This window comes from Streptomyces carminius (assembly GCF_002794255.1).
In the GTDB taxonomy this organism is placed as follows: domain Bacteria; phylum Actinomycetota; class Actinomycetes; order Streptomycetales; family Streptomycetaceae; genus Streptomyces; species Streptomyces carminius.
This window is the reverse complement of record NZ_PGGW01000005.1, coordinates 12,387-25,457: the sequence shown is the minus strand read 5'-3', so window position 1 is coordinate 25,457 and position 13,071 is coordinate 12,387. Positions and strand designations below refer to the sequence as shown.

The window sequence follows — 13,071 nt, the reverse complement described above, 5'->3', positions numbered from 1 at the left end:
GGGCGATCATACTCACGGCCGCCGCCGGACGGATACCGGTGCGCAGCGGGTCACGGGAGAGAACGCCGGAGCCGGATGGCAGGATCGGGAGCATGTCCGATGTCCTTGACGCCCGTCCCTACGACGCCCTGCTGCTGCTCTCCTTCGGAGGGCCGGAGGGCCCCGAGGACGTGGTCCCGTTCCTGGAGAACGTCACCCGCGGCCGGGGGATCCCGCGGGAGCGTCTGGCGGAGGTGGGGCAGCACTACCACCTCTTCGGCGGGGTCAGTCCGATCAACGCCCAGAACCGCGAGCTGCTCGCCGCCCTGCGCGAGGACTTCGCCGCGCACGGCCTGGACCTGCCCGTCTACTGGGGCAACCGCAACTGGGCGCCGTATCTGACCGACACCCTGCGCGAGATGGCGAAGGACGGCCGGCGCCGCGTCCTGACGCTGGCCACCAGCGCCTACGCCTCGTACTCCGGCTGCCGCCAGTACCGGGAGAACCTCGCCGACGCGCTCGCCGCCCTGGAGCGGGAGGGGCTGGCGCCGCCGCGGGTGGACAAGCTGCGGCACTACTTCAACCACCCCGGCTTCGTCCGGCCCGTGACCGACGGGGTGCTGGCCGCGCTCGCCGAACTGCCCGCCGCCGTCCGCGACGGGGCGCACCTGGTCTTCACCACCCACTCCATCCCCACCGCCCAGGCCGAGACCTCCGGCCCCGCCGGCGGCGCGTACGTCGCGCAGCACCTGGACGTGGCGCGGGTGATCGCCGACGCGGTGCGCGCGGAGACCGGCGTCGACCGCCCCTGGGAGCTGGTCTACCAGTCCCGCAGCGGTGCCCCGCACATCCCCTGGCTGGAGCCGGACGTCTGCGACCACCTGGCGGACCTGCACGGGCGGGGGGTGCCCGGGGCGGTGCTGGTCCCCGTCGGGTTCGTCTCGGACCACATGGAGGTCATCTACGACCTGGACACCGAGGCGAGGGCGAAGGCGGAGGAACTCGGCCTGCCGGTGGCGCGGTCCGCCACGGTCGGCGCGGACCCGCGGTTCGCCGCGGCCGTGCGGGAGCTGGTGCTGGAGCGCGCCGCCGCCGAGCGGGGCGGACACCCCGAGCGCCGCACGCTGGGCGCGCTGGGGCCCAGCCACGACGTGTGCCCGGCGGGCTGCTGCCCGGGCCGGACCGAACGGCCCGCCGCGGCGGGCGCCGACAGCCCGTACGCGTGACCGCGCGTACCCCACCCGCCGTCCGGCAGTACCCGGGAGAGACCCGGGAGAAGCGAGGAGAGACGTGACCGACAGGCTCAGGACCGAACTGCTCGACCTCGCCCTGGAGGCCGCCCGCCGGGCGGGGGCGCTGCTGCTGGAGGGCCGCCCCGCCGATCTGGGGGTGGCCGCCACCAAGAGCAGCCCCGTCGACGTCGTCACCGAGATGGACCTCGCCTCCGAGAAGCTGATCACCGGATATCTGGCCGAACACCGCCCCGACGACGGCTTCCTGGGCGAGGAGGGGGCGTCCAGCGAGGGCAGCAGCGGGGTGCGCTGGGTCATCGACCCGATCGACGGCACCGTGAACTACCTCTACGGGCTGCCGGGCTGGTCCGTCTCCATCGCCGCCGAGTGCGAGGGCGAGACCGTCGTCGGCGTGGTGGCGATCCCGCCGCGCGGCGAGACGTACCACGCGGTGCTGGGGGAGGGCGCCCGGCGGAACGGGGAGCCGGTGCGCTGCCGTCCCTCGCCGCCGCTGGACCAGGCGCTGATCGGCACCGGCTTCAACTACGTCACCGAGATCCGTACCGCCCAGGCGGAGGTGGCCCGCGCCCTGCTGCCGAAGGTCCGCGACATCCGCCGGTCCGGCTCGGCGGCCATCGACCTGTGCGACGTCGGGGCAGGCCGGCTGGACGGCTTCTTCGAGCGCGGACTGCACCCCTGGGACGCCGCCGCGGGCGCCCTGGTCGCCCGTGAGGGGGGCGCGCTCACCGGCGGCCGGCCCGGTCTCCCGCCGGACCACGACCTGACGGTGGCCGCCTCGCCCGGGGTCTTCGCCGTCCTGCAGCCGCTGCTGGAGGAACTGGGGGCCTGGCACGACTGAGCGCCCCACCCGGACGGTGCGCATGCCGGCGCCCGGTCCGGGCCGTGCGCACGACGGCGCCCCGGGAGAATCCCGGGGCGCCGTCGGGTGAACGACAGGTCAGGAGCAGACGCCGGCGGCGCCCGCCTCCACTTCCACTCCGTACTCGGCGGCCAGACGGCGCAGATCCTCGAGCTCCGCCTGCTCGACGTCCGCCAGGAAGTCGTCGCCCGACTCGCGAGCGCGGAGCAGATCGGACTCGGTGGTCCGTATGCGCTGCAGAATGCCTGCGGTGAACGCGTCCATGGTGCGCCCCCTCGTCATGGTCGTTGGCACGGGGGTGTGCCGAGGGTGGGACGATCACGGTGTGGTCCCCGGAACGGTCGACCGACCCCTTCGGTGCTTCGGGGAGGAGCCTCGGGAGGAGGCGGGGGAACCGAGAGAACCGAGGGACGGGGTCGTGACCTGCCGTCTACAGGACGTGATCGCGGGTGTGGTGTCGTCTTCCCCATCTGAAACCTCAGAGAAACCTCAGCGGAAACGGATTTTCCGCGGATCACCGCGGCGGGCCTGCCCCCGTCCCCGTCCCACCCTCTGTTTCACCCCCTGTTCACCTCCTGCCCCGCCGCCCGCTTTACCACCCGTTTACGGAGGCCGGGGGCAGGATGGAGACAGCCCGGCAGCACCCCGGCCCCCGGACGACCGCGGGCCCCGAAGGGAAGGACACCCCAGTGCGCGTACTCGTCGTCGAGGACGAGCAGCTGCTCGCCGACGCCGTGGCCACCGGCCTGCGCCGGGAGGCCCTGGCAGTGGACGTGGTGTACGACGGCGCCGCGGCCCTGGAGCGCGTCGGGGTCAACGACTACGACGTGGTGGTCCTCGACCGCGACCTGCCCCTGGTCCACGGCGACGACGTCTGCCGCCGGATCATCGAGCTGGGGCTGCCCACCCGGGTGCTGATGCTCACCGCGTCCGGCGACGTCAGCGACCGGGTGGAGGGGCTGGAACTGGGCGCGGACGACTACCTGCCCAAGCCGTTCGCCTTCCGCGAGCTGATCGCCCGGGTGCGGGCGCTCGGCCGCCGCAGCACCGCCGCCCTGCCACCGGTGCTGGAGCGGGCCGGGATCAGGCTGGACCCGGGCCGCCGGGAGGTGTTCCGGGACGGCCGGCAGGTCCAGCTGGCACCCAAGGAGTTCGCGGTGCTGGAGGTGCTGATGCGCAGCGAGGGACGGGTGGTCTCGGCCGAGCAGCTACTGGAGAAGGCCTGGGACGAGAACGCCGATCCCTTCACCAACGTGGTGCGGGTCACCGTGATGACCCTGCGCCGCAAGCTCGGCGAGCCGCCGGTGATCGTCACCGTGCCCGGCTCGGGATACCGCGTCTGAGCCGCCGGCCGCCCCGGCCGCCCGTGATCCCCCGGCCGCCCGTGCCCACCTGCGCCCACCTGTGCCCATCCGTGCCCACCCGTGCCGCCCGAGCCGTCTGCGAGCCCTCATGACCTCCTCCGCGTCCGCCGGCCCACCGCCCCCCGTACCGCCCCCCAAGCCCACCTGGGACCCCTTCCAGCCCGGCCGCTCCCCCTGGCTGCGGCCCACCATCCGCATCCGGCTGACCCTGCTGTACGGCGGGATGTTCCTGATCGCGGGGATGGTGCTGCTGGCGATCATCTATCTGCTGGCGGCCCAGGCGCTGCGGGACGGCAGCCGGCTGCCGTTCCAGATCCTGAGCGTGCGGATCCAGACCTCCGACACCGTCTGCAGCCTCCCCGCCACCCAGGACGGCCGGAGCCTCACGCCCGAGGAGCTGACCGCCGCCGTCCAGCGGTGCGTCGAGCTGCAGCGGGAGCTCGCCCTGGACGAGCTGCTGAACCGCTCCCTGCTGGCGCTGCTGGGCCTGGCGGTGGCCGCCTTCGCCTTCGGCTACGTCATGGCGGGCCGGGTGCTGTCGCCGCTGGAGCGCATCACGCGCACCGCCCAGCGGGTCGCGGGCTCCGATCTGCACCGCCGGATCGAGCTGGACGGGCCGGACGACGAGCTGAAGGAGCTGTCCGACACCTTCGACCAGATGCTGGACCGGCTGGACCGGGCGTTCACCGCTCAGCAGCGGTTCGTCGCCAACGCCTCGCACGAGCTGCGCACCCCGCTGGCGATCAACCGCACCCTGCTGGAGGTGCAGCTCTCCGACCCCGAGGCGTCGCCGGAGGTGGTCCAGCTGGGCAGGACCCTGCTCGCCACGAACGAGCGCAGCGAGCAGCTGGTGGAGGGACTGCTGCTGCTCGCCCGCAGCGAGAACGAGATCGTCGACCGCCGGCCCGTGGACCTGGCCGAGGTCGCGGACCGGGCACTGGACCAGACGCGCGGCGAGGCCCGGGCCAAGGGGGTGGAGCTGCGCGGCGCCCGGCTGCCGGTGTACGTGAACGGCAACGGAGTGCTGCTGGAGAGGGTCGCGCTGAACCTGGTGCAGAACGCCGTGCGCCACAACGTCCCGGCGGACGGCTGGGTCTCGGTCGGCACCCGGGCGCAGCCGGGGCAGGCGGTGCTGGAGGTGGAGAACACCGGTCCGGTGGTGCCCGCGTACGAGGTCGACAACCTCTTCGAGCCCTTCCGGCGGCTGCGCACCGAGCGCACCGGCAGCGACAAGGGCGTCGGCCTGGGGCTGTCGATCGTGCGGTCGGTGGTGCGCGCACACGGTGGTACGGTCACCGCCGCCCCCCGGGAGCAGGGCGGTCTGACGGTACGGGTCACCCTGCCCGCCTGACGGTGCCGCGCATCCCGCTCCGGAGCTGGTGAACGGCGGGATACGGGGTATCCGGCAGGGGCGGCGGAGCTCTCCGGGCGAGAGGGAAATGAGGTTTTCGGACGGTTCTGGCAGCACGTCCGGCCGGTTGTGATCGATCACACACGCGATTTTTTCCGCCGTCCGCGACCGCCGATCAAGAAGCCGCCGAAAAATGCCGGAAAATCCATGTTTTCGCAGGTCTCCATTGTGGAAAAGAGGGGAGACGGTGCACGCAAAGTGCGACATTCGGGCCGCCCCCGGCCCTGATCGGCGGCCGGCCCGGTCACCCCATCAGGGGTGCGGTTGGGTGTCGATTGAGTAACAGGGCTTGATGTGAGGCAAAATCTCCGCCTCGGGTCGGGCACAAGTCCGGCCTCTCGCGCGTTACGTGCGCTGGAGAAACCACAGACACCCAGAGGGGGAGAGCGACATGGCAACCGACTACGACACTCCACGCAAGACCGATGACGATGTCAATGAGGACAGCATCGAGGAGCTGAAGGCCCGGCGGAACGACAAGGCCGCCTCGACCGTCGACGTCGACGAGTTCGAGCAGGCCGAGGGCCTCGAGCTGCCCGGTGCGGACCTCTCCAACGAGGAGCTGTCCGTGCGGGTGCTGCCTCGTCAGGCCGACGAGTTCACCTGTATGAGCTGCTTCCTGGTCCACCACCGCTCGCAGCTGGCGGCGGAGAAGAACGGCCACCCCATCTGCCGCGACTGCGCGGCCTGAGCGGGAGCGCCGGCTGATGGCGGTCGATGGCGAGTACAACGGCGAACACAGCGGCGCGCACGACGGCGGGCGAGGCCCTGACCAGGAGGCCTCGCTCGCACCAGCACCCCTGGCGGGAACCGAGGAAGCGGGGATCCCGCCGGAAGGCGGCCGCGGGCCGCGGCTGCTGCGCGGACGGCGGTCGCCCGGGCCGCGCGGCGGGGCCGGGCGGGAGCCGCACGAGCGCGGCAGGGTCAAGGCGTTCCTCGGCGTGGTCGCCGACCGGATCATCGAGACCGCTCCCCGCATCCCCGTCCGCGACCTGGACACCCTCCGCCGCCAGTTCCCCGGGCTGGGGCCCGAGGAGCTCGCCGACCGGCTGATATCCGGTGCGGTGAAGGGCAGCGCGGCCGTCGGCGCCGGGGTGGGCGCCTCGGCGATGCTGCCGGTGCCCCCGGCCATGCCCGCCGAGCTGACGGCCGAGGTCGTCGGAGTGGCCGCGGTGGAGCTCAAACTCATCGCCGAGCTGTACGAGGTCTACGGCCTGCGGCCGCCCGGCAACGCCCGTGAGCGGGCCGCCGCGTACCTCACGGCCTGGACGGAGGAGCGCGGCGTGGAGCTGACCAGCGCCGCCTCGCTCAACGCGGCGTTCGGCAGCCAGCTGCGGCGCCAGTTGCGCCAGCGGCTCCTCAGACGCACCGTGCGCAACTTCCCCAACCTCGCGCCGTTCATGATCGGCGCGGTGGCGGGCGCGCTGATGAACCGGCGCGAGACCAGGAAACTCGCCGAGCGGATCCGCGAGGACCTGCGGAAGCGGCAGACATTCTGGGAGGCCCTCCCGGCCCCGGAGGCCGACGGCACCGGCGGCCACCGCGCGCTGGAGGCCGGCGACTGACCGGCGCCCGAGGCGGCTCCGCCCTCCCTCCGCGTCCGTCCTCCCGCGCTTTCCCGTGCTTTCCCGTGCCTCTCCCGCCGCCCGGACCGCGCCGGCGGCCGGCTGTTCACGCGCGGGCCGCCTCCAGCGCCTCGGCGAGGGCGCGCGGCCGCCGGGTGGACAGATACAGATACGGGGTCGGGTCCCCGGGATCGGTGACCTCGACCCGGACCGCCGTGGGCACATAGCCGCGCAGCAGCATGTAGGCGCGCGGATCGGCGCGGTGGGTGCGCCAGGCCCGCGCCTGCTCGGCGTCCAGGACGTGTGCCTCGCCCAGGGCCCGCACCGGCACCCGGGCGTCCCCCGCGACCAGGGAACCGGCCACCACCCGGATGCGGGCCGACCCGTAGGCGCTGACGCCGACCGCGACCAGCGCCGTACCGGCCACCAGACCGCCCAGCAGCGGCAGGGTGCCCAGCGGGAGCAGGATCAGCCCGCAGGAGACCCCGGCCAGCGCGGCGATCAGCCACCAGGAGCGCGGCGCGGTCAGCCGCTCGTCGTACAGCACGCGGGGCGGGACGCCGGAAGCCTCGGGGGAGGGACCAGGAGGTTGCATGCCACCAGCTTGGCACGCCCCCGGCGCCCTTCCCGATCCGGCGGTGACTCGGCGGTGCCCCGGCGGTGACCCGGCGGTAGGGAGCGGCGGTAGGGTCAGCACCCGTGAGTACCACCAGGACATCGCTGACGCCGCCCCGGGACGCCGTCCCGCCGGTGCGTCATCCCGACGCCCCCGCGCCCGGCGAACCGCTGGGCGCCCACTACGACCGGTGCTTCGGCTGCGGCGCCGGGCAGCCGCACGGGCTGCGCCTGGTGGTGCGGGCGGGCGAGGACGTCAGCGTGACGGCCGAGTTCACCGTCCGGCCCGAACACCAGGGGGCGCCCGGTCTCGCCCACGGCGGACTGCTGGCCACCGCCCTGGACGACACCCTCGGGGCCCTGAACCTGCTGACGCACACCATCTCGGTCACCGGGCGGCTGGAGACCGACTACCTCCGGCCCGTGCCCGTGGGCACCGTGCTGCATCTGCGGGCACGGGTCCTGGCACGCCACGGACGCAAGATCTACTGCACCGCCACGGGACGCCTCGGCGCCCCGGACGGACCGGTCGCGGTGCGCGCCGACGCCCTGTTCGTCGAGGTACGGGTGGAGCACTTCACCGGCCACGGCCGCCGGGAGGAGATCGAGGAGGCGATGGCCGACCCCGACATGGTGCGGCGCGCCCGTGCCTTCGAGGTGAACCCGTGAGCCGGCCCGCCGGCCCGGCCGGTCCCGGCGGCCGCTCTCCCGTCGAGGTACTGCTCCGCCGTCTCGACCCCCAGGTGCCCGTCCCCTCCTACGCCCGTCCCGGCGACGCGGGATGCGATCTGGTCACCACCGAGGCCGCCGAACTGGAGCCGGGGGAGCGGACCGTACTGCCCACGGGGGTTTCCCTCGCCCTGCCCGACGGGTACGCCGCCTTCGTGCACCCCCGCTCGGGCCTGGCCGCCCGCTGCGGGGTCTGTCTGGTGAACGCCCCCGGAACCATCGATGCCGGGTACCGTGGGGAGATCAGGGTGATCGTGGCCAACCTGGACCCGCGCGAGAGCGTCCGGTTCGAACGGTTCGACCGCATCGCCCAGCTCGTCGTCCAGCGAGTCGAGACGGTGCGCTTCCACGAGGTGGCCGAGCTGCCCGGGTCGGAGCGCGCGGCGGGGGGCTTCGGATCGACGGGCGGCCACGCCGCACAGCACAATCAGTACGCTCATTACGCTGCGGACGCGGTCGACGAGACCGCGGACCTGAAGGGACAGTGACGTGTTCGGACGTCGTCGCAAGAAGGAAGCAGGGCCCGAGGGCGCCTCGGACGAGTTCGAGACGGAACGATCCGACGAGAGCACCGGCGCGTCGGACGAGTCCGCCGACGGCGCCCGGGACCGGGTGAAGCTGCCCCCGGCCCCCCGGCCGGACGGCCCCTGGGACGTGAGCGAACTGCACGCGCCGGGCGAGGGACGGGTCGACCTGGGCGGCATGTTCGTACCCGGGGTGCCGGGAATGGAGCTGCGGGTCGAGGTCGCGGGCGAGTCGATCGTCGCCGCGACCGTCGTGCTGAAGGACAGCGCCATCCAGCTCCAGGCGTTCGCCGCACCCAAGCGCGAGGGCATCTGGGACGAGGTGCGCGAGGAGATCGCCGGCGGCATCACCAAGCAGGGCGGGATCATCGACGAGACCGAGGGTTCGCTGGGCTGGGAGCTGCGCGCCCAGGTGCCGGTCCAGCTCCCGGACGGCAAGAGCGGCATGCAGGTCGTCCGCTTCGTCGGGGTGGACGGTCCCCGCTGGTTCCTGCGCGGGGTCATCTCCGGCCAGGGCGCGGTGCAGCCGCGGGCGGCCGGGCTGCTGGAGCAGATCTTCCGCGACACCGTCGTGGTGCGCGGCGACGGCCCGATGGCCCCGCGCGACCCGATCACCCTGAAGCTGCCCGACGACGCCCAGATGGTGCCCGACGTGCAGCAGGACCAGCAGGACGAGCAGGGTTCCCGTTTCGCCGGGGGCATCGACAAGCTCCAGCGCGGTCCGGAGATCACCGAGGTCCGCTGACCGGATCCGGCGCGAGAGCCCTGCCGCTGTGGGGAGCGGCAGGGCCTCGGCCTTCTCCGGGATTCCCCGGTGTTCTCCCGGCCTTCTCCGGTCGGCCGTCGTCCCTCGTCCCCTCTCCGGTCCCCCGCGCCCTTGTGCTCACGGTCCGGAGCCGTCCGCGCGCTGTTCGTGCGCTGTCCGCGCGCCGCCCGGGCCTTTGCCCACGAGGGCACTCGCACTTGTGACAACGAGCGGTCGTTCGGCGGCGGCGGTGGTCCGCGGGGGGTTAGTCTCGAACCGTCCGGGGGGTCCGGAAGGGGGAGGCCGCATGGACGTCGGGGTCGAGACCGTCGAGACCGTTGTCGAGGTCGAGGATCTGCACCATTCCTACGGCCACGAGCCCGCCGGCCGGGTCCTGCACGGCCTGTCGCTCACCGTCCGGCGAGGGGAGCTCGTGGCGGTCACCGGTCGCCCCGGGTCCGGCCGGACCACGCTCCTCGCACTCGTCGGCGGGCTCGACACCCCCGCCGCCGGCCGGATCACCGTCGACGGCATACGGCTGGACGAACTGGGCGAGCAGGAACGCCTGAGGCTGCGCCGCGACCGCATCGGCACCGTCTTCCCCTCCTCCGGGCTGCTGCCGGTCCTCACCGCCGCCGAGAACGTCGGCGTGCCGCTGCGGTTGTGCAACGTGCCGCCGGACGAACGCGACGCGCGGGTGGCCCGGCTGCTGTCCGACGTCGGTCTGGCCGAGCACGCCGGGCGGCGGCCCGCCGAACTGAGCGGGGAGCAGCGGCAGCGCGTCGCCATCGCCCGGGCCCTGGCCAACCGCCCCGTGCTGCTCGTCGCCGACGAGCCCACCGCGCAGCTCGACGCGGCCTCCGGCACCGCCCTGCTGGAACTGCTGCACGCCCTGGTGCGCGACCGGGGGGTCACCACCGTGGTGGCCACGAGGGACGACTGGCTGCTCTCCCGGGCCGACCGGGTCCTGGAACTGCGGGACGGGCGGCTGCCGGAAACCGGCCCGGAGAGCCGGCCGGCCCTCCCCACCCCGCCCTGAACCGGGTGGCCGTACCGGCCCGGCGCGGCCCGTACCGGCCTTCAGGGCGCCGGGGAGTTACCGGTGCCGGGGGGCACGAGTACGCTGGCCGCATGAGTGGCGATACCCGGGGGGACAAGCGGGGCGGCCGGCTGCGGCGCATGCTGGGACGACTGTCGTCCTCGCAGGAGGAACTGCTCTCCGCCGAGCTGCGGCAGGACACCGAGAACAGCGGGTGCACACGCATCTGCGACTGCGGTGACCGGCAGATCGTCAAGGTGGCCGGTACGCTGCGTACGGTGACGCAGCGCCCGCGGGCCGGAGTGCCCGCCCTGGAGGCGGAGCTGTTCGACGGGTCCGCGCCCCTGGACGTGGTGTGGCTGGGCCGCCGGTCCATCGCGGGGATAGAGCCCGGCCGCCGGCTGATCGCCTCCGGACGGATCGCCATGAACCACGGCCGTCCGGTGCTGTTCAACCCGAAGTACGAGCTGCGACCCATCGGACAGGAGTAGCGGGTGACCTCTCTCGACAAGCCCGGCGGTCCCGGCCGGCCGGACGGGACCGCCGGTGCCGGGACCGCGCCGGCCCCGGTACCGCCGACGGTCTCGGACAAGGCGGTGCTGGAGGCCTTCGGCGGGGTGCGCGGCATGGTGGACACCACCGTGCCCGGTCTGGTCTTCGTCCTGGTCTACACGGTCAAGCGGGACGTCCACCTCTCGGCCGCCGCCGCCCTGGGCCTGACCCTGCTGCTCGCGGTGGTCCGCCTGGTGCGGCGCGAGACCCTCAAGCACGCCTTCAGCGGGGTCTTCGGGGTCGCCTTCGGCGCGGTCTTCGCGATGATGTCGGGCGACGCGAGGGACTTCTACCTGCCGGGCATGCTCTACACCCTGGGCCTGGCGGTGGTGTACTGCCTCTCGGCGATGCTGCGCTTCCCGCTGATCGGGGTGCTGCTCGGGCCGATCCTGCGCGAGAACCTCTCCTGGCGCACCCGCAACCCCGGCCGGCTGAAGGCGTACACCAAGGCGACCTGGGCCTGGGGGCTGATCCTGCTGGCCAAATCGGCGATCCTCTTCCCGATCTACCTGTGGGGCGACGCCACCCAGCTCGGCTGGGTGAAGGTGGCGCTGAGCATTCCGCCGCTGCTGCTGTGCGTCTACCTGACCTACGTCTTCCTGGCCAAGGCACCGCCGCCGATCGACGTGATCGCCGAGATGGAGGCGGAACTGGCGGCCGAGGAGGAGGCCGAGCGGGCGAAGGAGCGCGAACGCGCCGGGGTCCGCGGCCGGCCGGACGAGGCTCCGGCGGAGCCCTGACCCGGCGTACGGCGCCCCCTCGGTCCAACCGGTACGGGCATCGCTACGGACACCGGTACGGCCCGCCCCCGCGCCGAGCGCGGGGGCGGGCCGTACCGGTGTCCCGGTGTTCCCGGCCGGGAGCTTCAGCCCTCTTCCGGCTCCTCCTCGGCGTCCTGTCGCGGCTCCTCGGTCTCGCGCCGCACCGACAGCAGGTCCTCCAGCTGCCGCTCGCGGGCCTGCGCCGCGACGAACAGCAGCTCGTCGCCCGCCTCCAGGGCCTCCTGGGGGCCCGGGGTGAGCACCCGGCTGCCGCGGATCACCGTCACCAGCGCGGTGTCCTCGGGCCACTCCACCTCGCCCACCCTGGTCCCGGCCAGCGCCGACTCCGGGGGCAGAGTGAGCTCGACCAGGTTGGCGTCGCCCTGGCTGAACCGCAGCAGCCGCACCAGGTCGCCGACACTGACGGCCTCCTCGACCAGCGCGGACATCAGCCGCGGGGTCGAGACGGCCACGTCCACGCCCCAGGACTCGTTGAACAGCCACTCGTTGCGCGGGTTGTTCACCCGGGCCACCACCCTGGGCACGGCGTACTCGGTCTTGCCGAGCAGGGAGACCACGAGGTTGACCTTGTCGTCGCCCGTCGCGGCGATCACCACGTGGCAGCGCTGCAGCGCCGCCTCGTCCAGCGAGGTGATCTCGCAGGCGTCGGCCAGCAGCCACTCGGCCTGCGGCACCTGCTCCACCGCGATGGCCCCGGGCGCCTTGTCGATGAGCAGCACCTCGTGGCCGTTCTCCAGCAGTTCACCGGCGATGGAGCGGCCCACCGCGCCCGCTCCGGCGATCGCGACCCTCATCGCACGCCTCCCGTCGTCCCCGCGCCCGTCCGGAGTGCCGGGCGGCCGGACGCGGCCCTTCCCGGCGCGCCTGCCGTCGTGCTCATCGCAGGTCCCCTTCCGGTCCCCTGGAGAAGGCCGCCTCCACGTCGCCGACCCGGTCGCAGCGCATCACCACGTGCACCAGGTCGCCCTCCTGGATCACGGTGTCGGAGGTCGGCAGCATGGCCTCGCCCAGCCGGGTGATGAAGGCGACCCGGGTGCCCGTCTCCTCCTGGAGCCGACTCACCCGGTGCCCGACCCAGGCGGCGGCGGCGTGCACCTCGGCGAGCTGGACGCCGCCGGTCGGGTCCAGCCACAGCGGCTCCGCCCCGGAGGGCAGGAGCCGCCGCAGCATCTGGTCGGCCGTCCAGCGGACCGTGGCGACGGTCGGGATGCCCAGCCGCTGGTAGACCTCGGCGCGGCGGGGGTCGTAGATACGGGCCGCCACGTTCTCCACCCCGAACGTCTCGCGGGCCACCCGGGCGGCGATGATGTTGGAGTTGTCGCCGCTGCTGACCGCGGCGAACGCCCCGGCCTCCGTTATCCCCGCCTCCTCCAGGGTGTCGCGGTCGAAACCGACGCCCTCCACGCGGCGTCCGCCGAAGGCCGGGCCCAGCCGGCGGAAGGCGGTGGGGTCCCGGTCGATGATCGCGACCGTGTGGCCCCGCTGCTCCAGCGTCTGCGCGAGCGCGGCACCGACCCGCCCGCACCCCATGATGACGACGTGCATAAGGCCGCTACCCCGTACTCTCTCCTGCTGTCACGACCCTGGCCGGCATCGCGCATCACCCTTCCCGCCCCGACGGGGCAGCTGCCCGGAGGTGTTCCGGGGCGTAACG

16 protein-coding genes are annotated in these 13,071 nt (G+C 73.6%); 12 read left to right on the top strand and 4 right to left on the bottom strand.

The window, feature by feature from the left end; translation table 11 throughout:
- Positions 1 to 92 precede the first annotated feature (92 nt).
- Together CUT44_RS00140 and CUT44_RS00135 are read left to right on the top strand one after the other, a co-directional pair.
- Positions 93 to 1,205, top strand: coding sequence for a ferrochelatase (locus CUT44_RS00140; protein ID WP_100200015.1), 1,113 nt, complete (start codon positions 93 to 95; stop codon positions 1,203 to 1,205).
- Positions 1,206 to 1,269: 64 nt separating this feature from the next.
- Complete coding sequence (locus CUT44_RS00135) at positions 1,270 to 2,070, top strand: inositol monophosphatase family protein (RefSeq protein WP_100200014.1); 801 nt, start codon at positions 1,270 to 1,272, stop codon at positions 2,068 to 2,070.
- A gap of 99 nt (positions 2,071 to 2,169) precedes the next feature.
- On the opposite strand, the gene CUT44_RS00130 is transcribed toward CUT44_RS00135, so the two are convergent.
- Entirely contained in the window at positions 2,170 to 2,355 is a 186-nt protein-coding gene (locus tag CUT44_RS00130) for a hypothetical protein (RefSeq protein WP_100200013.1), read from the bottom strand.
- 425 nt (positions 2,356 to 2,780) lie between these two features.
- On the opposite strand from CUT44_RS00130, the gene CUT44_RS00125 reads away from it, so the two are divergent.
- The 4 genes from CUT44_RS00125 to CUT44_RS00110 all read left to right on the top strand — a co-directional run bounded on the left by CUT44_RS00125 (position 2,781) and on the right by CUT44_RS00110 (position 6,431).
- Positions 2,781 to 3,434, top strand: coding sequence for a response regulator transcription factor (locus CUT44_RS00125; RefSeq protein WP_100200012.1), 654 nt, complete (start codon positions 2,781 to 2,783; stop codon positions 3,432 to 3,434).
- Between the two features lie 109 nt (positions 3,435 to 3,543).
- Complete coding sequence (locus CUT44_RS00120) at positions 3,544 to 4,806, top strand: sensor histidine kinase (protein WP_100200011.1); 1,263 nt, start codon at positions 3,544 to 3,546, stop codon at positions 4,804 to 4,806.
- A gap of 451 nt (positions 4,807 to 5,257) precedes the next feature.
- Positions 5,258 to 5,557 carry a DUF4193 domain-containing protein gene (locus tag CUT44_RS00115; protein ID WP_031508810.1) on the top strand — a complete coding sequence of 100 codons (300 nt, stop codon included), beginning with the start codon at positions 5,258 to 5,260 and terminating at the stop codon, positions 5,555 to 5,557.
- Between the two features lie 16 nt (positions 5,558 to 5,573).
- The gene (locus tag CUT44_RS00110) at positions 5,574 to 6,431 is read left to right on the top strand and encodes a hypothetical protein (RefSeq protein ID WP_199185516.1); all 858 of its coding nucleotides are present in this window, start codon (positions 5,574 to 5,576) and stop codon (positions 6,429 to 6,431) included.
- A gap of 106 nt (positions 6,432 to 6,537) precedes the next feature.
- Here the strand turns inward: CUT44_RS00110 and CUT44_RS00105 are convergent, their stop codons facing one another.
- Positions 6,538 to 7,026 carry a DUF3093 domain-containing protein gene (locus CUT44_RS00105; protein ID WP_100200010.1) on the bottom strand — a complete coding sequence of 163 codons (489 nt, stop codon included), beginning with the start codon at positions 7,024 to 7,026 and terminating at the stop codon, positions 6,538 to 6,540.
- A 104-nt stretch (positions 7,027 to 7,130) separates the two neighbouring features.
- On the opposite strand from CUT44_RS00105, the gene CUT44_RS00100 reads away from it, so the two are divergent.
- The 6 genes from CUT44_RS00100 to CUT44_RS00075 all read left to right on the top strand — a co-directional run bounded on the left by CUT44_RS00100 (position 7,131) and on the right by CUT44_RS00075 (position 11,375).
- Entirely contained in the window at positions 7,131 to 7,715 is a 585-nt protein-coding gene (locus CUT44_RS00100) for a PaaI family thioesterase (protein WP_100200009.1), read from the top strand.
- Positions 7,712 to 8,263 (top strand): dUTP diphosphatase, encoded by a 552-nt coding sequence (dut, locus tag CUT44_RS00095; RefSeq protein ID WP_100200008.1) that lies wholly within the window; start codon positions 7,712 to 7,714, stop codon positions 8,261 to 8,263. The genes CUT44_RS00100 and dut overlap by 4 nt, the downstream gene beginning before the upstream one ends.
- 1 nt (position 8,264) lies before the next feature.
- A complete protein-coding gene (locus tag CUT44_RS00090) occupies positions 8,265 to 9,044 on the top strand; it encodes a DUF3710 domain-containing protein (protein ID WP_100200007.1) in 780 nt (259 codons plus the stop codon).
- A gap of 307 nt (positions 9,045 to 9,351) precedes the next feature.
- The gene (locus CUT44_RS00085) at positions 9,352 to 10,083 is read left to right on the top strand and encodes an ABC transporter ATP-binding protein (RefSeq protein ID WP_100200006.1); all 732 of its coding nucleotides are present in this window, start codon (positions 9,352 to 9,354) and stop codon (positions 10,081 to 10,083) included.
- A 92-nt stretch (positions 10,084 to 10,175) separates the two neighbouring features.
- The gene (locus CUT44_RS00080; RefSeq protein WP_100200005.1) at positions 10,176 to 10,574 is read left to right on the top strand and encodes an OB-fold nucleic acid binding domain-containing protein; all 399 of its coding nucleotides are present in this window, start codon (positions 10,176 to 10,178) and stop codon (positions 10,572 to 10,574) included.
- Positions 10,575 to 10,577: 3 nt separating this feature from the next.
- On the top strand, positions 10,578 to 11,375 hold the full coding sequence (locus tag CUT44_RS00075; RefSeq protein WP_408646687.1) for a DUF3159 domain-containing protein: 798 nt from the start codon (positions 10,578 to 10,580) through the stop codon (positions 11,373 to 11,375).
- Between the two features lie 125 nt (positions 11,376 to 11,500).
- Here CUT44_RS00075 and CUT44_RS00070 read toward each other — a convergent pair whose 3' ends face one another.
- On the bottom strand, positions 11,501 to 12,211 hold the full coding sequence (locus tag CUT44_RS00070; protein ID WP_100200004.1) for a potassium channel family protein: 711 nt from the start codon (positions 12,209 to 12,211) through the stop codon (positions 11,501 to 11,503).
- A gap of 82 nt (positions 12,212 to 12,293) precedes the next feature.
- A complete protein-coding gene (locus CUT44_RS00065; protein ID WP_100200003.1) occupies positions 12,294 to 12,962 on the bottom strand; it encodes a potassium channel family protein in 669 nt (222 codons plus the stop codon).
- Positions 12,963 to 13,071 lie beyond the last annotated feature (109 nt).

Excerpts from the sequence above, each read along its gene's own strand:
- CUT44_RS00140 (WP_100200015.1), top strand. The coding sequence starts at position 93 with ATGTCCGATGTCCTTGACGCCCGTCCCTACGACGCCCTGCTGCTGCTC.
- CUT44_RS00130 (WP_100200013.1), bottom strand. The coding sequence starts at position 2,355 with ATGGACGCGTTCACCGCAGGCATTCTGCAGCGCATACGGACCACCGAG.
- CUT44_RS00120 (WP_100200011.1), top strand. The coding sequence starts at position 3,544 with ATGACCTCCTCCGCGTCCGCCGGCCCACCGCCCCCCGTACCGCCCCCC.
- CUT44_RS00115 (WP_031508810.1), top strand. The coding sequence starts at position 5,258 with ATGGCAACCGACTACGACACTCCACGCAAGACCGATGACGATGTCAAT.
- CUT44_RS00110 (WP_199185516.1), top strand. The coding sequence starts at position 5,574 with ATGGCGGTCGATGGCGAGTACAACGGCGAACACAGCGGCGCGCACGAC.
- CUT44_RS00105 (WP_100200010.1), bottom strand. The coding sequence starts at position 7,026 with ATGCAACCTCCTGGTCCCTCCCCCGAGGCTTCCGGCGTCCCGCCCCGC.
- CUT44_RS00085 (WP_100200006.1), top strand. The coding sequence starts at position 9,352 with ATGGACGTCGGGGTCGAGACCGTCGAGACCGTTGTCGAGGTCGAGGAT.
- CUT44_RS00080 (WP_100200005.1), top strand. The coding sequence starts at position 10,176 with ATGAGTGGCGATACCCGGGGGGACAAGCGGGGCGGCCGGCTGCGGCGC.
- CUT44_RS00070 (WP_100200004.1), bottom strand. The coding sequence starts at position 12,211 with ATGAGGGTCGCGATCGCCGGAGCGGGCGCGGTGGGCCGCTCCATCGCC.
- CUT44_RS00065 (WP_100200003.1), bottom strand. The coding sequence starts at position 12,962 with ATGCACGTCGTCATCATGGGGTGCGGGCGGGTCGGTGCCGCGCTCGCG.